This is a genomic window from Phenylobacterium sp. FG114 (assembly GCF_057809855.1).
Map to the genome: position 1 here is coordinate 402,603 of NZ_JBMDKU010000002.1, position 16,507 is coordinate 419,109.

19 protein-coding genes are annotated in these 16,507 nt (G+C 69.2%); 7 read left to right on the forward strand and 12 right to left on the reverse strand.

The annotated features are described in order from the left end of the window. Positions 1 to 32 precede the first annotated feature (32 nt). Both ACODSY_RS04995 and ACODSY_RS05000 read left to right on the forward strand, forming a co-directional pair. A complete protein-coding gene (locus ACODSY_RS04995; RefSeq protein ID WP_488950555.1) occupies positions 33 to 227 on the forward strand; it encodes a hypothetical protein in 195 nt (64 codons plus the stop codon). Positions 228 to 292: 65 nt separating this feature from the next. Continuing rightward, the gene (locus ACODSY_RS05000; RefSeq protein ID WP_488950556.1) at positions 293 to 1,600 is read left to right on the forward strand and encodes a metal-dependent hydrolase family protein; all 1,308 of its coding nucleotides are present in this window, start codon (positions 293 to 295) and stop codon (positions 1,598 to 1,600) included. Here the strand turns inward: ACODSY_RS05000 and ACODSY_RS05005 are convergent. After that, complete coding sequence (locus ACODSY_RS05005) at positions 1,597 to 2,760, reverse strand: alpha/beta fold hydrolase (protein ID WP_488950557.1); 1,164 nt, start codon at positions 2,758 to 2,760, stop codon at positions 1,597 to 1,599. The genes ACODSY_RS05000 and ACODSY_RS05005 overlap by 4 nt on opposite strands. Positions 2,761 to 2,807: 47 nt before the next feature. Continuing rightward, a complete protein-coding gene (gene lepA / locus ACODSY_RS05010; RefSeq protein WP_488950632.1) occupies positions 2,808 to 4,619 on the reverse strand; it encodes a translation elongation factor 4 in 1,812 nt (603 codons plus the stop codon). 139 nt (positions 4,620 to 4,758) lie between these two features. Between lepA and ACODSY_RS05015 the strand changes: the two genes are divergently transcribed. Continuing rightward, the gene (locus ACODSY_RS05015) at positions 4,759 to 5,409 is read left to right on the forward strand and encodes a DUF1134 domain-containing protein (protein ID WP_488950558.1); all 651 of its coding nucleotides are present in this window, start codon (positions 4,759 to 4,761) and stop codon (positions 5,407 to 5,409) included. A gap of 4 nt (positions 5,410 to 5,413) precedes the next feature. On the opposite strand, the gene ACODSY_RS05020 is transcribed toward ACODSY_RS05015, so the two are convergent. Beyond that, positions 5,414 to 5,866 carry a VOC family protein gene (locus tag ACODSY_RS05020; RefSeq protein ID WP_488950559.1) on the reverse strand — a complete coding sequence of 151 codons (453 nt, stop codon included), beginning with the start codon at positions 5,864 to 5,866 and terminating at the stop codon, positions 5,414 to 5,416. An 88-nt stretch (positions 5,867 to 5,954) separates the two neighbouring features. Here ACODSY_RS05020 and ACODSY_RS05025 point away from each other — a divergent pair, with 88 nt between their 5' ends. The 3 genes from ACODSY_RS05025 to ACODSY_RS05035 are packed head-to-tail and all read left to right on the forward strand — an operon-like array spanning position 5,955 to position 7,576. Continuing rightward, a complete protein-coding gene (locus ACODSY_RS05025; RefSeq protein WP_488950560.1) occupies positions 5,955 to 6,776 on the forward strand; it encodes a sterol desaturase family protein in 822 nt (273 codons plus the stop codon). Between the two features lie 46 nt (positions 6,777 to 6,822). Beyond that, positions 6,823 to 7,143: an ArsR/SmtB family transcription factor gene (locus tag ACODSY_RS05030; RefSeq protein ID WP_488950561.1), complete on the forward strand. Its 321-nt coding sequence runs from the start codon at positions 6,823 to 6,825 to the stop codon at positions 7,141 to 7,143. A 7-nt stretch (positions 7,144 to 7,150) separates the two neighbouring features. After that, a complete protein-coding gene (locus tag ACODSY_RS05035; RefSeq protein WP_488950562.1) occupies positions 7,151 to 7,576 on the forward strand; it encodes an SRPBCC family protein in 426 nt (141 codons plus the stop codon). Positions 7,577 to 7,586: 10 nt separating this feature from the next. On the opposite strand, the gene pheT is transcribed toward ACODSY_RS05035, so the two are convergent. The 5 genes from pheT to rpmI form a co-directional block, all read right to left on the reverse strand. Further along, a complete protein-coding gene (gene pheT, locus ACODSY_RS05040; RefSeq protein WP_488950563.1) occupies positions 7,587 to 9,956 on the reverse strand; it encodes a phenylalanine--tRNA ligase subunit beta in 2,370 nt (789 codons plus the stop codon). After that, on the reverse strand, positions 9,953 to 10,360 hold the full coding sequence (locus ACODSY_RS05045) for an ASCH domain-containing protein (RefSeq protein WP_488950564.1): 408 nt from the start codon (positions 10,358 to 10,360) through the stop codon (positions 9,953 to 9,955). The genes pheT and ACODSY_RS05045 overlap by 4 nt, the downstream gene beginning before the upstream one ends. Next, on the reverse strand, positions 10,360 to 11,469 hold the full coding sequence (gene pheS / locus ACODSY_RS05050) for a phenylalanine--tRNA ligase subunit alpha (RefSeq protein ID WP_488950565.1): 1,110 nt from the start codon (positions 11,467 to 11,469) through the stop codon (positions 10,360 to 10,362). The genes ACODSY_RS05045 and pheS overlap by 1 nt, the downstream gene beginning before the upstream one ends. A 111-nt stretch (positions 11,470 to 11,580) precedes the next feature. Beyond that, positions 11,581 to 11,937: a 50S ribosomal protein L20 gene (gene rplT, locus ACODSY_RS05055; RefSeq protein ID WP_488950566.1), complete on the reverse strand. Its 357-nt coding sequence runs from the start codon at positions 11,935 to 11,937 to the stop codon at positions 11,581 to 11,583. Positions 11,938 to 11,950: 13 nt separating this feature from the next. Further along, entirely contained in the window at positions 11,951 to 12,151 is a 201-nt protein-coding gene (gene rpmI, locus ACODSY_RS05060) for a 50S ribosomal protein L35 (RefSeq protein ID WP_068875274.1), read from the reverse strand. 249 nt (positions 12,152 to 12,400) lie between these two features. Here rpmI and ACODSY_RS05065 point away from each other — a divergent pair, with 249 nt between their 5' ends. Continuing rightward, the gene (locus ACODSY_RS05065) at positions 12,401 to 12,604 is read left to right on the forward strand and encodes a hypothetical protein (protein ID WP_488950567.1); all 204 of its coding nucleotides are present in this window, start codon (positions 12,401 to 12,403) and stop codon (positions 12,602 to 12,604) included. Between the two features lie 2 nt (positions 12,605 to 12,606). On the opposite strand, the gene ACODSY_RS05070 is transcribed toward ACODSY_RS05065, so the two are convergent. The 4 genes from ACODSY_RS05070 to bla all read right to left on the reverse strand — a co-directional run bounded on the left by ACODSY_RS05070 (position 12,607) and on the right by bla (position 16,481). Beyond that, entirely contained in the window at positions 12,607 to 13,050 is a 444-nt protein-coding gene (locus ACODSY_RS05070; protein ID WP_488950568.1) for a RidA family protein, read from the reverse strand. A 49-nt stretch (positions 13,051 to 13,099) separates the two neighbouring features. Beyond that, positions 13,100 to 14,317 (reverse strand): MFS transporter, encoded by a 1,218-nt coding sequence (locus tag ACODSY_RS05075; protein ID WP_488950569.1) that lies wholly within the window; start codon positions 14,315 to 14,317, stop codon positions 13,100 to 13,102. Beyond that, positions 14,314 to 15,552 carry an MFS transporter gene (locus ACODSY_RS05080; RefSeq protein WP_488950570.1) on the reverse strand — a complete coding sequence of 413 codons (1,239 nt, stop codon included), beginning with the start codon at positions 15,550 to 15,552 and terminating at the stop codon, positions 14,314 to 14,316. Before ACODSY_RS05080 ends, ACODSY_RS05075 begins: the two co-directional genes overlap by 4 nt. A gap of 92 nt (positions 15,553 to 15,644) precedes the next feature. After that, positions 15,645 to 16,481: a subclass B3 metallo-beta-lactamase gene (gene bla, locus ACODSY_RS05085; protein WP_488950571.1), complete on the reverse strand. Its 837-nt coding sequence runs from the start codon at positions 16,479 to 16,481 to the stop codon at positions 15,645 to 15,647. Positions 16,482 to 16,507: the final 26 nt, after the last annotated feature.

Here is a 16,507-nt window from a genome sequence, read left to right on the forward strand (position 1 = left end):
CAGCTCCCCCTGGCCCATCTTGGAGCAGAGTGATGATCGAGTTGCGTACCTTCCCGGGCCTTTTCGTGGGCCGCCGTACCGTCATGCAGGCCGACGAGGCTCCGCGGGACAGCGACGGCTCTGCCTATGCCTGCGGCGCGTGCCGCCAGGAACTGGTCCGCGCGGACCGCTCCTTCTTCAACGACGTGGTGGTGAAGTGCCGCTGCGGAGAATTCAACCAGCTCTAGCCTGGGCTCGGCGAACCGCGGAAAAGGGGTTCACGGTTTCGCCTGGCGCGCTCTAGCGTCGAGGGATGAGACCCGCTTCGCCGCTCCGCCAAGCCCTGAGGGCCGTCGTCCTCACCTTGTTGTTCGCGGCCGCCGCATCGGCCGCGGGGGCGCAGACGCTGAGCGTGCGCGCCGGGCGGCTCATCGACCCTGTCACCGGGGGAGCCGAGGCAGACCGGCTCATCCGCATCGTCGAGGGCAGGATCGTCTCCGTATCGCCGTGGAGCCCGCCTCCGGGCGACGCGCCGGTGCTCGACTGGTCGCGCTATTCGGTCCTGCCAGGTCTGATCGACCTGCATACGCACCTGGCGGACGGCTTCGGCCAGACGGAAGACCCGGCCGAGGCCCTGAAGCATTCCGAGGGCGAGACCGCCCTCAAGGGCGCGGAGGCGGCGCGCACGACGCTGCGCGCCGGCTTCACGACCGTGCGCGACGTGGGCGCCTATCGCGGGCTGTCCGACGTCACCCTGCGTGACGCCATCGCGAAGGGTTGGGTCGAGGGGCCCCGGATGGTCGTGGCGGGGGCGTACATCACCAAGCCGGGCGGCGGCGGGGCGGTGACCGGGGCGCCGATGGGGACCGCGATCCCGGCGGTGTTCCGGCTGGGTGAGGCGCGCACGCCCGCCGAGGCCAGGGCCCGGGTGCGCGCCCTGGTCGGCGGCGGGGCCGACTTTATCAAGATCATCGCCAGCGGCGCGGTGCTGGCGGTGGGCAGCGAGCCCGGCGCGTTGGAGCTGGACGAACCCATCATCCAGGCGGCTTGCGACGAGGCCAAGGCGCTGGGGAAATACTGCATCGCCCACGCTCACGGCGCCGAGGCGATCAAGGCGGCCATCCGCGCCGGCGCGCGAACCGTCGAGCACGCCAGCCTGATCGACGACGAGGGGATCGCCCTGGCCAAGGCGCGGGGCGTCTGGCTCGACATGGACATCTACAACGGCGACTGGATCGAGGAATTCGGGACCAAGGCGGGCTGGCCGGCCGAATACCTGCGCAAGAACCGCGAGACCACCGACGTCCAGCGCGAGGGTTTCCGCAAGGCCGTGGCCGCCGGCGTGAAGCTCACCTTCGGCACCGACGCCGGCGTCTATCCCTTCGGTCTGGGCGCGCGCCAGTTATCCTACATGGTCCGCTTCGGCATGACGCCGGCGCAGGCGATCCGCGCGGCGACCACCGAGGCCGCGGCGGCCTTGCGCATGGAGCGGGAGATCGGGCGCGTGGGGCCGGGCTTCCTGGGCGACCTGGTGGCGGTGGAAGGCGACCCGCTCACCGACGTCACCGTGCTGGAACGGGTGGCCGGCGTGGTGAAGGCGGGGACGATGGTGGCGCGCTAATCGACCCCTGACCGATCTTCCGGCGCGACGTCGCCGGCCGACGCGGCGATGGGGCGGATGTCCTGCACCAGATGCATCAGCACCTTCCCCGGCTGTTCGATGTGCATCATGTGGGCCGAGTGCTCGAACCAGAAGACGCCCTTCTTCGGGGCCTTCACCGTCCCGAGCCATTTGGCCGCGATCTCGGAGGGGGTCTGGTAGTCGCGGCGGCCCGCGAAGATGAACACCGGAACCTCCAGCTTGGTGATCTTGCGCAGGTCCATGGCCGTCAGGTCTGGCAGCAAGCGCACCAGCGCCTCGCCGTCCTTGAAGCCCGGCGGGGACAGGTCGCGGTCCGTGTACTCGGGCGCGATCTTTCGGGCGTTCATGTCGTAGTCGAAGTCGGACCGGCCCATCGTCAGGCCGCCGTAGTGGATCACCCAGATCCGCTCCTTGATCACCTCGTCCAGCGTCGCGGGCCGGTTCGGCGGGGGATAAGGAGCGATGGACTCCAGGTCCTTGATCGCCTGAGCGTTGTTGTCGGCCTTGGCCTCGCGCAGGGCGAAGGCGTAGCTGACCCGCTCGTTCTCCAGCCAGCACAGCAACTGGCCCATGCCCACGTAGGCGTGCAGCCACTCGGGGCGGCGCTGCGCCAGGCTCAGCCCGATGACCGTCCCCCACGAGTGGCCTACGACGAAGATCTTCCGCTTGCCGTAGTGCTCGCGCAGGTGAGCGACCAGCTCCTCGCCGTCCTGCACCATCCGCTCGACGGTGACCGTGGGCATGATGGACGGGTTGTCGGTGGTCGCCGCCGTCTTGCCGGCCCCGCGCTGGTCCCACTGAACGACGGTGAAGAAGTCCTCCCAGGGACTTTGATAGAGCCAGCTCGCCGGCATCTCGGTGGCGGCCGGGCCGCCGTGGACGAACAGCAGGATCGGGTTGCGCCGGTCCCGGCCACGTACGGAAATCCACTGGGGCACGCCGCCCAGCTCGACCTGGCGCAGCTCCTCGATCCCGTTGGGGTTCACGATCCTGCGCCCGTCGCGGATGATGGCGCGGGCGTCGTCGCGGGAGAACGGCTTGGGCGTCGTCTGCGCGACGGCGGAGGAGGCGGCGCCGGCCACCGGCGCGGCGGCGAGCAGCGCGGCGAGGCCGCGGCGGGAAGGGCGATACTCGGACATGCGGCGCAAACTGGCGCGAGTCGTCGGCGCCGACAGCCGGCGGCTCGCTAGTTCTCGTCCATCTTCAGGGCGGCGATGAAGGCTTCCTGCGGGATCTCGACCTTGCCGAACTGGCGCATGCGCTTCTTGCCCTCCTTCTGCTTGTCGAGGAGCTTGCGCTTGCGGCTGGCGTCGCCGCCGTAGCACTTGGCCGTCACGTCCTTGCGCAGCGCCCGCACCGTCTCGCGGGCGATGATCCGGCCGCCGATCGCCGCCTGGATCGGGATCTGGAACATGTGCGGCGGGATGAGTTCCTTCATCTTCTCGACCATGCCGCGGCCGCGGTTCTCGGCTCGGTCGCGGTGGACCAGCATCGAGAGCGCGTCGACGGGCTCGGCGTTGACCAGGATCGACATCTTCACCAGGTCGCCGACCCGGTATTCCTCGATGGTGTAGTCGAAGGAGGCATAGCCTTTCGAGATCGACTTCAGGCGGTCGTAGAAGTCGAACACCACTTCGTTGAGCGGCAGGTCGTAGACCACCATGGCCCGGCTGCCGACATAGCTCAGCTCGCGCTGCTGGCCGCGGCGGTCCTGGCACAGCTTGATGATCGCGCCCAGGTACTCGTCAGGCGTGAAGATCGTGGCCTTGATCCAGGGTTCGGCGATGGTGTCGATCTTGACCGGATCGGGCAGGTCGGCCGGGTTGTGCAGCTCGATCTCACCGCCGCCATGGGCCATCTGGATCTTGTAGACGACCGACGGGGCCGTCGCGATAAGGTCCAGGTCGAACTCGCGGCTGAGGCGCTCCTGGATGATCTCCAGGTGGAGCAGGCCCAGGAACCCGCAGCGGAAGCCGAAGCCGAGCGCGGCGCTGGTCTCCATCTCGTAGCTGAACGACGCGTCGTTCAGGCGCAGCCGGCCGATGGCGGCGCGCAGGTCTTCGAACTTGGCGGCATCGACCGGGAACAGGCCGCAGAACACCACGGGCTGGACCTCGCGGAAGCCGGTCAGCGGGGCGTCGGTGGGCTTGCGCTCGTCGGTGATGGTGTCGCCGACGGCGGCGTGGGCCACTTCCTTGATCGAGGCGGTGATATAGCCGACCTCGCCCGGGCCAAGCTCGGCCACGTCGGTCTGTTTGGGCTTGAACACGCCCAGCCGATCGATCTGATACTGGGCCCCGGTCTGCATCATCTTGACCTTCTGGCCGACCTTGAGCACGCCGTCGAAGACGCGGACCAGGACGACCACGCCCAGGTACTGGTCGTACCAGGCATCGACAAGCAGCGCCTTCAGCGGCGCGTTGGGGTCGCCCTTGGGCGGCGGCAGGCGCTTCACCACGGCTTCCAGCACGTCGTGGATGCCGATGCCCGACTTGGCCGAACAGACCACGGCGTCCGACGCGTCCAGGCCGATCACGTCCTCGATCTGCTGGCGCACCCGATCCGGCTCTGCGGCCGGCAGGTCGATCTTGTTCAGGACCGGGACGATCTCGTGGTTGTTGTCGATGGCCTGGTAGACGTTGGCCAGGGTCTGGGCCTCCACGCCCTGCGAGGCGTCGACGACGAGGATCGAGCCCTCGCAGGCGGCAAGCGACCGGCTGACCTCATAGGCGAAGTCGACGTGCCCGGGCGTGTCCATCAGGTTGAGGACATAGGTCTCGCCGTCGTCCGCCTTGTAGTCGAGGCGGACAGTCTGGGCCTTGATGGTGATCCCGCGCTCGCGCTCGATGTCCATGTTGTCGAGCACCTGCTCGGTCATCTCGCGCTGGGTCAGGCCGCCGGTCTCCTGGATGAGACGGTCGGAGAGCGTCGACTTGCCGTGGTCGATGTGCGCGACGATCGAGAAATTGCGGATCTTGGAAAGAGGCGTGCTCATTATGCGCGCCCCTCTAGCACATCCTGCGACGCAACATAGGCGGCCGCTTTGTCGCCGCCGAACGTGGTTAATCGCCCGTTAAGGCGACGCCCCGCATCGAGAGGCGCTGGGCGGGTGATTCACTACGGAGGCGAGAAGCGCCATGGACCGACGCAAACTCATCGTATCCGGCCTGGCAGTCGCCACCGCGCCGTCGCTGGTCCGTGCGCAGCCGGTCTCGTCCCAGCCCCTGCCGCCCGCCGAAGCCCCGCCGCCGCCGAACAGCCAGCCTGCCTATCCGTCGGCGGGCCCCACCGGTCAGGCCGGCGCGCCCACCTACAGCCAGGACGAGATCGTGACGAACGTCTCGGACTTCCTGGGGGTCACCGCCGAGGCCGCCGGCGCGGCGGTCGAGCGCCTGTTCGCCAACAACGGCCGGCCCACGGCCTATATCGCGGGCGAGGAGGGCTCAGGCGCCTTCGTGCTGGGCCTGCGCTACGGGCGCGGGCTGCTGTACATGAAGGATCGCCAGCCCATGGAGGTGTTCTGGCAGGGCCCTTCGGTCGGCTGGGATTGGGGCGGCAACGCCAGTCGCGTCTTCACCCTGTGCTACAACCTCCAGGTGCCCGAAGTGATCTTCCAGCGCTTCCCAGGCGTCGAGGGCTCGGCCTACCTGGTGGGCGGCCTGGGCGTGAACTACCAGCGCGCCGAGGACGTCACCCTGGCCCCGATCCGCGCCGGCGTCGGCCTGCGCCTGGGGGCGAACGTCGGCTACCTCGCCTACACGCGCAAGCGCAGCTACATCCCGTTCTGAGGTCTCAGCGACCGTCCAGGCTGGCGCCCACGCGCTGCGTCGCGGTGTCGAACAGACCCCGGCCCGGCACATGGTTGAGCTCCAGCCGGATGCCGTCCGGGTCCTCGAACAGCACCGCGTAGTAGCCGGGCGCCCAAGGCTCGTCCTGCGGTGGGTGGACGATCGTGGCGCCGTTCTCGATCAGGAAGGCGTGCAACGCGTCGACGTCGGCGCGTTCGCGAGCGCGCCAGCAGTGGTGATGCAGCCCGACCCGGAACTGCACGAACCGCGCGCCGTGGTGCTCGGGGTCGGGCCGGCGGACGCCGAACCCGGTACGGCCGCCCACGCAGTAGTAGGTGTCGGCGCTGTCGGCCACCTCCCGCATCCCCAGGAACGGCAGCAGCCGGCGGTAGAAGGCCACCGAGCGCTCGAAGTCGCCCGCGGTGACGAAGGTGTGCGCGACGCCGTTGACTTCCATGGGTGACATCGTCGCCGGCGCATCGCCAGGGGAGTCAAGCTCGCCCCGTTAATCGGGGATTCGGCCCGTTCAGCGACCATCGGCGGCGATGGACCTCGCGACGATCATCTCCCGCCTGCCGTGGCTCGTGTTCGAACTGGCCGCGTGCTGGGTCGCGTTCGGCCTGCTGGCGCTGAAGGTCAAGGGCCGCCGGCGCGCGGTGGCCGATGCCAAGGCGGCGAGCGGCGAATCACGGGTCAACCTGGTGATGGCGGTGGGGGATCGTATCGCCGTCACGCCGGCAGTGGCCGCACTCGTGGCGGGCGCGGTCGTGCTCGCGCGGGAGGCGGGGTTTCCGGGCGCCAGTCCGTGGCTGGCAGGCCTGCCCTCGCCGCTCACCCTGCTGCTGGCTGTGGTGGTCGGGGACTTCACGGGCTACTGGCGCCATCGGGCCCAGCACAGCCGCTGGCTCTGGCCGGCGCATGCCGTGCACCACAGCGACCGGCATCTGCATTGGCTGAGCCTGGAGCGCATGCATCCGGTGGACCGGCTGGGCACGGCGGTGGACGCCATCGTGCTGGGGGCCCTGGGTTTTCCGGCCTGGGCGCTCCTCGGAAACGCCCTGGTGCGCCACTACTACGGCTATGCGATCCACGCCGACGTACCGTGGACCTATGGCCGCGCCGCCTGGATCTTCAACTCGCCGGCCATGCACCGCTGGCATCACGCGCGGGAGATCACCACCGGCTGCAACTTCGCCACCGTCTTTTCGGTATGGGACCGGATGTTCGGCACCTATCACCAGCCCGGACCCTGTGACGTCCCGCTGGGCATCGACGAGGAGACGGGCGAAGGCGCGCTCGGCCAGTACGCCCATCCGTTCAAAACCTGGTGGGCGGCGATCCGGGGAAAGGATCGCGCGATCGCGTGACGCATAAGCGTTGACTTATTCATAAGCGGCTGCTTATGTTTGGCGCATGGACGGCGCCGCAGACCTTTTCCGGACCCTGGCCGACGGCACGCGCCGCGGCCTTTACGAGCGCCTCGCGCGGGAGGGCGCGTTGAGCGTCGGCGCCCTGACGGCCCAGGCCGGCGTCTCGCAGCCCGCCGTCTCGCAACACCTGAAGGCGTTGCGCGGCGCGGGGTTGGTCGAGGAGACGCGGATGGGGCGCACGGTGCTGTATCGCGCGCACCCCGATGGCCTACGGCCGCTCCACGACTGGATGGGCGCCTATGGCCGGTTCTGGGACGCCCGGATCGACGCCCTCGAAGACACCCTCAACCGCATGGACCAGTGAGGTCGCCGTGACCGAGACCAAGAGCATCGTCGTCGAGCGCACCATGGCTCACCCGCCGGAGAAGGTCTGGCTGGCGCTGACGCAATCGCACGTGATCGAGGATTGGCTGATGAAGAACGATTTCCAGCCGGTCGTCGGCCACCGCTTCCAGTTCCGCGCCACGCCGGTGCCTGGCTGGTCGGGCGTGACCAACTGCGAGGTCCTCGAAGTCGATGCGCCCCACCGCCTCGCCTACGCCTGGGGGGACGGGACGGAGTCGGACAGCGGACTGAAGACCATCGTCACCTGGACCCTGACGCCAAGCGGCGCCGGCACCCACGTGCGCATGGAGCACTCGGGGTTCCGGCCGCAGGACGAGGGCGGCTACAAGGGCATGGGCGGCGGCTGGCCGCGCATCGTGGCCCGGCTGGAGGCGGCGGCGGAGGGCGTTTGACGCCCCACGCCTATCCCCGCAGCTTCGCGCCCACCGCCTTCTCGGCCGCGGCCACGACGCGGGCCGAGAGGCCCTCGATCTCGCCGTCGGTGAGCGTCTTGTCGCGCGGCTGCACCACCACTTCGACCGCAACCGACTTCATGCCCTCGGGCACGCCCTGTCCGGCGTAGACGTCGAAGACCCGGGCGTCGGCGATCAGCGCCTTGTCGGCGCCCAGGATCGGGCGGACGAGGTCGCCGGCCGGCGTGTCGGCGCCCACCAGGAAGGCGAAGTCGCGCCGCAGCGGCATCAGGGGCGAAAGCTCGAGAGCCGGCTTGGTCTTCACGCCCTTCTTCTTGGGCTCCGGGACAGCATCGAGATTGACCTCGAAGGCCAGCATCGGGCCGTCGGCGTCGATGGCCTTGAGCACGTTCGGGTGCAGCTCGCCGAACTCGGCGACCACCACCTTCGGGCCCAGCTGGAGACGGGCCGAGCGGCCGGGGTGCCACCACGGGGAGTTCTGGCCCTGGACGACCTGCAGCGTCGGGGCTCCCACCTCGTCCAGCAGGGCCAGCAGGTCGGCTTTGAGTTCGAACAAGGGGTCGCCGCCGGCCTTGGCCCAGTGTTTGGGGCTGTGTGGCGCCAGCAGCGCGGTCACCGCCGTCCACTGGTCACCCGGCTGGTCGCCGCGGAAGTTGGGGCCCACCTCGAACAGCGCCGCGTCGGCGAAGCCGCGCTTGGCGTTTCGGGCGGCCGCGTCGATCAGGTTGCCCAGCGCCGAGGGACGCATGGTCGATAGGTCGGCCGCGATCGGGTTGGTCAGCACCAGTTTCTCGTCGCCGCCGCCGAACAGGCCGGCCCAGTCGCGGCGCATGAAGCTCCAGGTCACCGCCTCGGCGTAGCCGCGCGCGGCCATCTGCCGACGAGCGTCGCGCATGCGACGCTGGCGCGTGGTGAGCGCGCCGCCGGGCGGGCGGGCGATCTCGGGCAGTGGCGTGACCGGCAGGCTGTCGAAGCCCTCGATGCGCGCCACCTCCTCGACGAGGTCGGCCTTGCCCTCCACGTCGCGGCGCCAGGACGGCGGGGTCACGGCGTCGCCGTCCACCGCGAAGCCCAGCTTCACCAGGATGTCGTCGATCCGTGCGGCGCCGACGTCCAGACCCGACAGCTTCTTCACATAGGCGCGGTCGAAAGCGATCGTGGCGGGCGGCGCGGGCGCGTGGCCGGCGACGCGGATCTCGGACGGCTCGCCGCCGCAAAGTTCGAGGATGAGCTGCGTCGCCAGCTCCAGGCCGGGGACGACGGACTCGGGGTCCACGCCGCGCGCGAAGCGATACTGGGCGTCGGAGGTGATGCCCAGCGACCGGCCGGCTTGGGCCGTGCGGATCGGGTCGAACCACGCGCACTCGACGAAGACGTCGACGGTGTCGTCCAGCACCTTGGTGGACTCGCCGCCCATGACGCCACCCAGGCCGATGGCGCCCGAGCCGTCGGAGATGACGCAGACGTCGCCGTTGACGTCGTAGGTCTGGCCGTCCAGCGCCTCGACCTTCTCGCCCTCGCGGCCCAGGCGGGCCTCGATGACCGGGCCGGTCAGCTTCTTCGCGTCATAGACGTGCAGCGGCCGGCAACGGTCGTAGGAGATCAGGTTGGTGACATCGACCAGGGCGTTGATCGGGCGCAGGCCGACGCTGGTCAGCCGCTGCTGCAGCCAGGCCGGTGAGGGGCCGTTCTTCACGCCCTTGATCAGCCGGCCGCCGAACACCGGGCAGGCGTCGCCATCCACGCGGATCTCGATGGGGCACGGATAGCCGCCCTTCACGGGTTGCGCGGGGTCGGCCTTCAGCGTCCCGAGACCGGCGGCGGCCAGGTCGCGGGCGATGCCGCGGACCCCCAGCCAGTCCGGACGGTTGGGGGTGACCTCGAAGTCGATCGCGGCTTCCAGCCCGAACGCCTCGACGGCGCTGGCGCCGACAGCCAGATCATCCGACAGCTCGACGATACCGTCGGACTCCTCGGCGATCTCCAGCTCCTTTGCCGAGCACAGCATGCCGTTGGAGACGACGCCGCGGACGGGCCGCGCCTCCAGGGTCAGGCCGCTGCCAGGCACATAGGCGCCGATGGGGGCGTAGATGGTCGTCAGGCCCGCGCGCGCGTTCGGGGCGCCGCAGACGATCTCGAGCCGGCCGTCCTTCGTGTCGACCTGGCAGACCCGCAGCTTGTCGGCGTTAGGATGCTGTACGGCTTCCACGATCTTCGCCACCGTGAAAGCGGCGAGCTTCTTGCCGGGATCCTCGACGTGTTCGACCTCGAGGCCGGCCATGGTCATGGCGTCGACCACCTGCTCGACCGAGGCCGAGGTGTCGAGGTGCTCCTTGAGCCAGGAAAGCGTGAACTTCATTGCTCGGCCCCTTCGCCGATGACTTCGACCAGGCGGAACCGTTCGCACCAGAGCATCATGTCCGGGGCGAAGCCGCCGTTGCGGGTGAAATAGGCGCGGTGGCCGTCGCGCCAGTCTTCCAGGCACTCGTCGCCTTCGCCCTCGGCCTCGGCGAACGACCAGGGCACCTGGTCGAAGCGCATCTGCTCCAGGGTCACGGTCTCGATGACCGCGCGGCCGCGCCCGGCGCCGTCCTTGACCACCATGCGCTTGCCCACATGGGTCTGCTGCCCGTCGGCGACCGACCAGCAGGTGGCCGTCTTCGCGCCCACGAGCACGAAAGCCAGCAGCCGGTCGGCCATCTCGGGGCCGTCGCCGAAGGCGAAGCTCTCCAGCGACCGCCAGTCCTGTACGGCGGCGTCCATCAGGAGAGGCCCGTGGCAGTGTTCGGCGCCTGGAAAGCCGAGAACCCGTAATGCTCCAGCCAGCGGACGTCCGAGGCGAACATGTCGCGCAGGTCGGGCATGCCGTACTTCAGCGTGCCCAGCCGGTCGATGCCGAAGCCGAAGGCGAAGCCCTGCCACTGGTCGGGATCGAGCCCACAGTTCTTGAGCACGTTGGGATGCACCATCCCGCAGCCCACGATCTCCATCCAATCGGTCCCCTGGCCGATCTTCACGTCCGAACCCGAGCGGTCGCAGCGCACGTCCATCTCGGCCGACGGCTCGGTGAACGGGAAGTGGTGCGGCCGGAACCGGGTCTCGACGACCGGGGTCTCGAAGTAGCGGCTGATGAAGGTGTCCAGCGTCCACTTCAGGTGGCCCATGTGGATGTTCCGGTCGATGACCAGGCCTTCCATCTGGTGGAACATGGGCGTGTGGGTGGCGTCGCTGTCCGAGCGATAGGTCCGGCCCGGCACGATCACGCGGATCGGCGGCTCCTGTCCATTCGCGATCCAGGCCGGCAGCTTCTCGTTCAGCCGCTGCATCACGCGCACTTGCACGGGGCTGGTGTGGGTGCGCAGCACCTTGCGCTCGCCGCGTTCGTCTTCGGGCAGCCAGAACGTGTCGTGCATCTCCCGCGCCGGGTGCTTGGGCGGGAAGTTCAGCGCCGTGAAGTTGTGGAAGTCGTCCTCGATGTCCGGGCCCTCGGCGAGCGAGAAGCCCATGTCGGCGAAGACGGCGATCATCTCGTCCAGCACCTGCATGGTCGGGTGCACGCGCCCCTTCCGCTCGGGCGGCGGTGGGAGGGACAGGTCGACGCGCTCCGAGGCCAGCTTGGCGTCGAGCTCGGCGGTCTCGAGCTGGGCCTTCTTGGCGGCGATGGCCTGGGCCACGGCGTCGCGGACGCCGTTGATCTTCGGGCCCTGCTCCCGGCGTTCGTCGGGCGACATCCGGCCCAGCGTCTTCAAGAGCTCGGAGATCGAGCCCGACTTGCCGAGGGCCTCCACGCGGATGGCTTCCAGCGTGGCCAGGTCGGGGGCCGCGGCGATGCGGCCCGAGAGGTCGGCTTCCAGTTGCGAAAGATCGGTCATGAGGCGGTCTGCTCTAGAGGAGGACGGTCTTGAGCGGAAGGCAGCAAAAAGCCCCCCGGCGGTTCGGCCGGAGGGCTTCTTGAAAGCGTCAGATCCTGAAAGGACCCAGGCTTAAGCCAGCGCAGCGCGAACCTTGTCGGCGATGGCCTTGAAAGCGGTCGGATCGGCGCCGGCGACGTCGGCGAGAACCTTGCGGTCCATTTCGATCCCGGCCTTCTCAAGGCCGTGAATAAACTGCGAGTAGGTGAAGCCTTCCAGGCGAGCCGCGGCGTTGATCCGTTGGATCCACAGCGAGCGGAACATGCGCTTGCGGACCTTGCGGTCGCGGTAGGCGTACTGGCCGGCCTTGTCCACGGCCGCCTTGGCGGTGCGGATGGTGTTCTTGCGGCGCCCGTAGAAGCCCTTGGCTTGCTCGAGAACCTTCTTGTGCTTGGCGTGGGCGGTAACGCCACGTTTCACGCGTGCCATCTGTCAGTTCTCCTTAGAGGCCGTAGGGGAGCCAGAGCTTGATAATTTTCGTATCAGCTTCGCTCATCACCTTGGTGCCGCGGTTCTGACGGATGTACTTGGCGTTGTGGCTGATGAGGCGGTGGCGCTTGCCGGCGACGCCGGCCTTCAGCTTGCCAGACGCCGTCATCTTGAAGCGCTTCTTCACGCCCGACTTGGTCTTCAGTTTGGGCATTTCACGTCGGGTCCCGAAGGTCCCGTCCTCTGGTCGTGTTGATGAACCGCCATGGCATGCCTTGGGGCCAGGCGGTTCCGAAGGGGCGGGCTAGTAGCGGAAAGGCCGGGGGAAAGCAAGGCGTCGGGCGCGCGCCGGTCGACGCAGCCATGCTTTCCCGGGATTTACCGCATCTCTTAAAGGCCGGTTACCCGAGGCAAGCTACACCGTGCTCCATCGGCCGCCGAACCGCGGCCCGAGGAGACGAGAATGTCGAGCACGACCCCCACGGCTTCGATCACGTCGCAACCGCCCGTCGCCTACACGCCCCCGGTCCGCAACGACCAGGCGCAGCAGGACGCCAAGACGGCGGAGAAGAACGCCCAGAAGGGTGCGGAGCTCACCCAGACCGCCGTCGCCGCCCAGGCCGCGAAGGAATCCGGCAAGGGCGCCGTCGTCGACTTCAAGGTCTAGGCTTACTTCGCCGTCTTCACGGCGATCCCCATGATCTCGAAGCGCGCATCGCCCAGCAGGCGGTTTGCCCCCAGGTAGGCGCGCGCCGGCAGCGGGCCCTTGAAGTAGGTCCGGTAGACCTCGTTGAAGGCCGCGTAGTCGTCGAGGTTGCTCGAGAAAACTTGCACGGAGACCAGGTCGTCCAGGCTGACGCCGGCCGCCTCCGCGTTGCGCTTCAGGCCGTCCATCACCCGGCGCGCCGCGTCGGCGGGCGTACCGCCGATCGCCGCGCCGCCGTCGGTGTTGCCCGACAGATAGACCGTATCGCCGACGATTACGGCCGCGCTGTAGGGCGAGGGCGCCGTAATGCCGGGGCGGGGCGGCATGGGCACATGGGTCACGGCCGGCGCGGCCAGGGCCGGCGTCGCGGCCAGGACGATGAGGGCGGCGAGGGCTTTGGCGATCATGGCGACCGTCCTCCGGAGGGGCTGGCCTCCGCCTTAGCCCAGTCCGGCGTCAGGCCAAACGCGGCGTGCGCTGGATCAAGGCCCAGGCGAACCACAGCGCCGGCAAAATAAGCAGGGCGGAGAAGGCGAAGGGCGCTCCCGGGGCGACCAGCGAGAACAGCTGCCCGGCCACGACAGGACCGCCGATCCGGGCGAGCGCCATGCCGCTCATGTTGAGGCCCAGCATCTCGCCTTGGCGGTCGGGCGGCGCGGCGCGCGAGATCAGCGCCGAGACGTTCGGGAAACAGATCGACTGGCCGATGCAGACCAGCGCGAAGCCGATCATCGCCACATGCCAGGTCGGCGATAGCCCCTGGGTGACCAGGCCCAGGCCCATGAAGGCCAGCCCCCCGGTCAGCGTGCGCGCCTCGCCATAGGTGCGGGCCAGTCGGCCCGACAGCCACCCCTGACAGATCGCGCCCAGGAGCCCGATGACCATGAAGGCGAACCCGATCTGGCGCGGCCCCCAGCCGAAGCGCGTCTCGGTCCAGAGGCCGTAGGTTGCCTCGATGCCCGCGAAGCCCACCACCACGATGAAGCTGATCAGGATGACCCGGCTGACGATCGGGTGGGCGAAGCCCTCGCGCAGGCCGGCGGAGCGCACCCGCTTCTGCGGCGCGGCGCCGACCGGGCGGCTCTCACGCACGAAGACGATCACCGCCAGGGCCGACGCCAGCGCGAACCCCGCGGCGACCAGCAGCGGGAGCTGGAAGCCGAGCGCGCCGCGACTGGGCTGGGCCAGGAAGCCGCCGATGGCCGGGCCGGTCATGAAGCCGGCGCTGAACGCCGAGCCCATGATCCCCATCCGGCCGGCGCGCTTCTCGGGCGGCGTGATGTCGGCCAGCGCGCCCTGCAGCGTCGAGATGTTGCCGGCGAAGATGCCGGTGAGGAACCGCAGGCCGAAGGCGACCCAGATGTTCGGCGCGAACGCGAGGGCGGCGTAGCTCAACCCCACCATGGCGATGGTGACGATCAGCACCGGCCGGCGGCCGATACGGTCGGAGAGCCGCCCCCAGAACGGCTCGCCGATGAACTGGCCCACCGAGAACGCCGAGAACAGCAGCGTGACCTGCCAGGCGGGCGCGTCGAAGGCCTGGGCAAAGAAAGGCAGCAGCGGGATCACGAGGCCGAAGCCGGCGATCATCAGGAAGATGACGGTGAGCAGGATGACGAGGGCGCGGCGCTCTTCCTGCAGGCTCATCGCCGGCGCGGTGGCGGGGACGCTCATTCGACGGCCCTCGGCGGCTGCGCCTCGCGCCAAATCCGCGCGCGGCGGCCCGCGGCGGCGGCCAGGAAGATGGCGGGGATCACCACGATCGCGCCCTGGATGAACGGCCCATGGATGGTGAGGCCCGAGAAGCTCAGGCCCGCGCAGAAGGGACCGATTACCCGGGCCAGCGCGCCCATGGCGTTGTTGAGGCCTAGGATCTGGCCTTGCCGGTGTGGATCGGCGGTCTCGGAGATCAGCGCGCTGACGTTGGGCCACGCCACCGACTGGCCGATGGCCGACAGGCTCATCAGGGCGATGGTCATCGCACCGCCTGTCGAGAGCGGCTGCAGGCCGAGGCAGACCACCGTGATGGCCATGCCCACCGCCAGCATGGTGGCCTGGCCGAACTTCTCGGACAGCGGCGCGGTCAGCAGCAACTGGGTGAAGGCCGAGGCGACGCCCACGAACATGAAGGCCCAGCCGATCTCGCGCGGGCCCCAGCCGTAGCGCGCCTGGGCCCAAAGCCCGAAGATCGACTCGACGCCCGTGAAGGCGAACCCCACCAGGAAGGTCACCAGCATCAGCCGGCCGATCACCGGGTGCCGCGCGGCCTCGCCGGTGGCCGCCCAGCGGTTGGGGCGATGGCTGTTGGACAGGTCTCGCGCCCGGCTCTCGCGGATGAACAGCGCGATGGCCAGCGCCGAGGCGCCGAAGAGACCCGCCGAGACGAAGAGCGGCAGCTGGAAGCCCACGTGGCCCAGAGATGGCTTGGCGAACACGCCTCCGAGGAACGGGCCGACGATCAGGCCCACATTCCAGGCGGCGCTCATCCAGCTCATCGAGCGCGTGCGGCGCTCGGGCGGCGTCACGTCGGCGATGTAGCCTTGGATGATCGAACCGTTGCCGGAGAACAGGCCGCCCAGCAGGCGGATGGCGAAGGCGCTCCAGGCGTCCGGCGCGAAGGCCAGCGCCAGGTAGCAGAGGCCGTTGGCGGTGATGGTCGAGATCAGCAACGGCTTGCGGCCGTACTTGTCGGAGAGCCGCCCCCAGAACGGCTCGCCGAAGAAGGTGCCCACCGAGAAGGCCGAGAAGATCAGCGCGATCTGCCAGGCCGGGGCGTCGAAGGACTTGGCGTAGAAGGGCAGCAACGGGACGATGATCCCGAAGCCCAGCATGTTGAGGAAGATCAGGCCAATGAGCGACAACGCCGCCCACGGAGGCGGCGTCGCACCCCGCGGCGGCGTGTCGGACATGTGAACGGTGTTAGGACGCGGCGCGCGCGCGGGCAAGCGGCGGCCGTGGCGTTTCGTCGATCCCCGCGGCGCGTTGGCGCGGGGACACACCCCTAGGGGTTCTGTCGCTTCAGCTCCGCGCGGAACGCCGCTTCCTGTCGGGCGTAGAAGGCCTTGCAGCCCTCGGGGTCCACGAATGCATCCAGCTCGCCGCCGTCCAACGCCTTCTTCTTGGCCGCCAGGCCATAGAAGCTGGCGTGGGAGGCCAGGAAGACGTCGCAGGGCAGCGCCTTCCAGGTGGCGAAGCTCTTCTCGTAATCGGCGGTCTGGCCCGGGTAGGTTTCCTGCTTGCCGATCTTGTAGCCCGGCAGCACCGAGGACGAGCAGTGGACCTGGGCCTGGCGCACCTTGCCGGCCACCGTGACCGGGAAGGTCCAGGTGGTGCAGCCCTTGGTGTGGCCGCCGGTGACGTGGGCGGTCAGGGTCCAGCCGCCGAAGGAAACCTTCTGGCGGTCCTTGAGGACGACGTCCGGCTTGACCGGCTCGTAGTAGAAGCGCTCGCCCTTCAGAAAGGGATCGCCCCGGCCCCCGGCGGCGATGATCGGGCCGTCGGCGGCGCTGGCGTAGAGCTTGGCGGCCGGCGCGGCCTTCTTCACGACAGCCAGCCCCGCCGCATGGTCGAAGTGCTGGTGGGTGTTGAGCAGCACCTTCACCTTCGCGGGGTCGAAGCCCAAGGTGCGGATGTTGGCGACGATCTGCTTGCCGGTCTCGGCGTCGCCGCCGTCCAGCAGGATCAGGCCCGCCTTGCTGGTCAGCAGGTAGGCCGCGTAGTCGACCGAGCCGACGTAGTAGAGGCCTTCGCCGATCTTGAACGGAGCGGTGGGCGCGTCGGCGTCGTCCGCGAGAGCGGGCGAAACGAAAGCGGCCGCCCCAAGGACGGCCGCGCTCATAACTCTGTACAGGTTGGATCTCACCG

What these genes read in the sequence shown, in the direction of transcription:
- ACODSY_RS04995 (WP_488950555.1), top strand. Translation starts at nt 33, where the DNA reads ATGATCGAGTTGCGTACCTTCCCGGGCCTTTTCGTGGGCCGCCGTACC.
- ACODSY_RS05000 (WP_488950556.1), top strand. Translation starts at nt 293, where the DNA reads ATGAGACCCGCTTCGCCGCTCCGCCAAGCCCTGAGGGCCGTCGTCCTC.
- ACODSY_RS05005 (WP_488950557.1), bottom strand. Translation starts at nt 2,760, where the DNA reads ATGTCCGAGTATCGCCCTTCCCGCCGCGGCCTCGCCGCGCTGCTCGCC.
- ACODSY_RS05015 (WP_488950558.1), top strand. Translation starts at nt 4,759, where the DNA reads ATGGACCGACGCAAACTCATCGTATCCGGCCTGGCAGTCGCCACCGCG.
- ACODSY_RS05020 (WP_488950559.1), bottom strand. Translation starts at nt 5,866, where the DNA reads ATGGAAGTCAACGGCGTCGCGCACACCTTCGTCACCGCGGGCGACTTC.
- ACODSY_RS05025 (WP_488950560.1), top strand. Translation starts at nt 5,955, where the DNA reads ATGGACCTCGCGACGATCATCTCCCGCCTGCCGTGGCTCGTGTTCGAA.
- ACODSY_RS05030 (WP_488950561.1), top strand. Translation starts at nt 6,823, where the DNA reads ATGGACGGCGCCGCAGACCTTTTCCGGACCCTGGCCGACGGCACGCGC.
- pheT (WP_488950563.1), bottom strand. Translation starts at nt 9,956, where the DNA reads ATGAAGTTCACGCTTTCCTGGCTCAAGGAGCACCTCGACACCTCGGCC.
- ACODSY_RS05045 (WP_488950564.1), bottom strand. Translation starts at nt 10,360, where the DNA reads ATGGACGCCGCCGTACAGGACTGGCGGTCGCTGGAGAGCTTCGCCTTC.
- pheS (WP_488950565.1), bottom strand. Translation starts at nt 11,469, where the DNA reads ATGACCGATCTTTCGCAACTGGAAGCCGACCTCTCGGGCCGCATCGCC.
- rplT (WP_488950566.1), bottom strand. Translation starts at nt 11,937, where the DNA reads ATGGCACGCGTGAAACGTGGCGTTACCGCCCACGCCAAGCACAAGAAG.
- rpmI (WP_068875274.1), bottom strand. Translation starts at nt 12,151, where the DNA reads ATGCCCAAACTGAAGACCAAGTCGGGCGTGAAGAAGCGCTTCAAGATG.
- ACODSY_RS05065 (WP_488950567.1), top strand. Translation starts at nt 12,401, where the DNA reads ATGTCGAGCACGACCCCCACGGCTTCGATCACGTCGCAACCGCCCGTC.
- ACODSY_RS05070 (WP_488950568.1), bottom strand. Translation starts at nt 13,050, where the DNA reads ATGATCGCCAAAGCCCTCGCCGCCCTCATCGTCCTGGCCGCGACGCCG.
- ACODSY_RS05075 (WP_488950569.1), bottom strand. Translation starts at nt 14,317, where the DNA reads ATGAGCGTCCCCGCCACCGCGCCGGCGATGAGCCTGCAGGAAGAGCGC.
- ACODSY_RS05080 (WP_488950570.1), bottom strand. Translation starts at nt 15,552, where the DNA reads ATGTCCGACACGCCGCCGCGGGGTGCGACGCCGCCTCCGTGGGCGGCG.
- bla (WP_488950571.1), bottom strand. Translation starts at nt 16,481, where the DNA reads ATGAGCGCGGCCGTCCTTGGGGCGGCCGCTTTCGTTTCGCCCGCTCTC.